Raw genomic sequence first — 2,149 nt, 5'->3', positions numbered from 1 at the left:
GGGCGGGGCCGCCGCGATCGCCGCGAACTCCTCCATCGCCCACCCCAGCTTGCCCTGCTCGCGCAGCTCCTCCTCCAGCGCGTCGCGCAGCTCCACCAGCAGCTCCACGTCCAGCGCCGCGTATCGCAGCCAGGGTTCGGGCAGCGGGCGGGTGGACCAGTCGGCGGCCGAGTGCCCCTTCTCCAGGCTGTAGCCGAGGACGGTCTCCACCATCACCCCCAATCCCACCCGGGCGAAACCGGCCAGCCGACCGGCCAGCTCGGTGTCGAAGAGCCGCACCGGCACCATCCCGGCCTCGCGCAGGCACGGCAGGTCCTGCCCGGCGGCGTGCAGCACCCACTCGTGGGGGGCCAGCGCCTCACCCAGGGCGGAGAGGTCGGGGCAGGCCACGGGGTCGATCAGGGCGGTACCCGCGCCCGCGCGCCGCAACTGGACCAGATAGGCGCGCTGACCGTACCGGTAACCGGAGGCCCGCTCGGCGTCCACGGCCACGGGGCCGGCGCCGGAGGCGAACGCCTCGATCCGCTCCGCCAACGCCCCGGCGTCGGCGGTCACCGGGGGGACGCCCTCCCGGGGGCTCAGCAGGGGAATCGGCGCCGGGCCGGTCGGTCCCCCCGCGGAGGGAGGAGGTGGAACGGGCGCGGCGGCGGTCTGCTGGGCTTCGGTCACCTGTCAAGGGTATGACAAGGGTAACTGTGTGCGCACGATGCACAACGTGTTGCTCTGCGCAGTCATCGGGCCCGGGCCGGTGCGCGGGAAACGGTCGGGGGCGGCGGGACCCCGCCACCCCCGACCGTGGTCGGTGCCCGGGAGACCGACCCGGTGCGCCCCCGCGGTCGCGGGGAGCCCGCGGGGGCGTGCGGGGAGTTCAGTGGATGATGCCGGTGCGCAGGGCCACCGCCACCATCCCTGCCCGGTCGCCGGTGCCCAGCTTCCGGGCGATCCGCGCCAGGTGGCTCTTGACCGTCAGCGCGGACAGTCCCATCGAGACGCCGATCGCCTTGTTGGACTGTCCCTCCGCGACCAGGCGCAGCACCTCCACCTCCCGACCGGACAGTTCCCGGTACCCACCGGAGTGGCCCTGCTGGCCCGGCTGACGGCGGTGCATCCGCAGGGCGGCGGCCCCCAGCGGTGCGGCACCGTGCCGGATGGTGGCGGCCAGGCTGTTGCGGGTGCCGGTGACGACGTAGCCCTTCACGCCGCCGGCCAGCGCGGTGCGGACCGCGCCGATGTCGTCGGCGGCCGACAGGGCCAGGCCGTTGGGCCACCCCGCCGACCTGGTCTCCGACAACAGGTTCAGGCCCGAACCGTCGGGCAGGTGCACCTCGGCCACGCAGATGTCGCGCGGGTTGGCGATGCGGGGTCGGGCCTCGGCGATCGAGGAGGCCTCGATCACGTCGCGGACGCCCAGTGCCCACAGGTGGCGGGTCACGGTCGAGCGGACGCGGGGGTCGGCGACGACGACCATGGCCGTCGGCTTGTTCGGGCGGTAGGTGACCAGGCTGGTTGGGTGCTCGAGAAGAACGGACACCGGGCCTCCCGGGGAGTGGGGTGGGGACGGAACCGACTCGGGGGAGTCGGGTAATCCGGACACGTCCGGATCGATGGCTCACAGAATGCTTCGGCAGAAAGCCGGGTGGCCTTGAGGAAAAGATCACGAACCGGTGATTTCCGGGACGCGCCCCAGCGCGTGACACCCGTTTCGGTGGTCCCCGGTGCATGATGCCCCTTCACCCCCGGATCAGGCCGGCGCGATGTCGTGAACACCGACGACTCCCGCGCGCTCCCGGCGTGCCCGCCTGCCCGCACGGCGCACCGACCGCGTCTCCCGCCGGGCCCGGCGGGGCCCGGGGACCGGCCGCACCCCGCGGGTCGCCCGGGAAATCCCGAACCCCCGCGAACGGGCCCCGCTTTCGAACCGCCCCGGAGGGGGAAAGCGCACCGCCCACCCGACAACACAACAACGCGACGACACAATGCCAAATCGACAAATCAATGGAGAGATGCGGCGGTTCGGAAAAGCGATGTCCCGTTCCGGGAAAAGCTTTCCCGTCGCGCCGCGACCGGGAGTCCCGGGAACGGCGGCACCGGAACCGGTGCCGGCGCCCCCGCGGTCGTCCGGGCGGGCAGGCGGGCAGGCGGGCAGGCG

The 2,149-nt window shown here is 73.6% G+C and carries 1 protein-coding gene and 1 pseudogene; both read right to left on the bottom strand.

The window, feature by feature from the left end; genetic code table 11:
• Window positions 1-669: pseudogene (locus tag FOE67_RS23565) on the bottom strand (ribonuclease D); the annotation flags it as partial.
• A gap of 199 nt (window positions 670-868) precedes the next feature.
• Complete coding sequence (locus FOE67_RS23560) at window positions 869-1,531, bottom strand: response regulator transcription factor (RefSeq protein ID WP_182666854.1); 663 nt, start codon at window positions 1,529-1,531, stop codon at window positions 869-871.
• Window positions 1,532-2,149 lie beyond the last annotated feature (618 nt).

The organism is Streptomyces calidiresistens (assembly GCF_014141525.1).
Classification (GTDB): Bacteria; Actinomycetota; Actinomycetes; order Streptomycetales; family Streptomycetaceae; genus Streptomyces; species Streptomyces calidiresistens.
The sequence above is the reverse complement of the archived record's forward strand: the minus strand, read 5'-3'. Positions and strand labels throughout refer to the sequence as shown.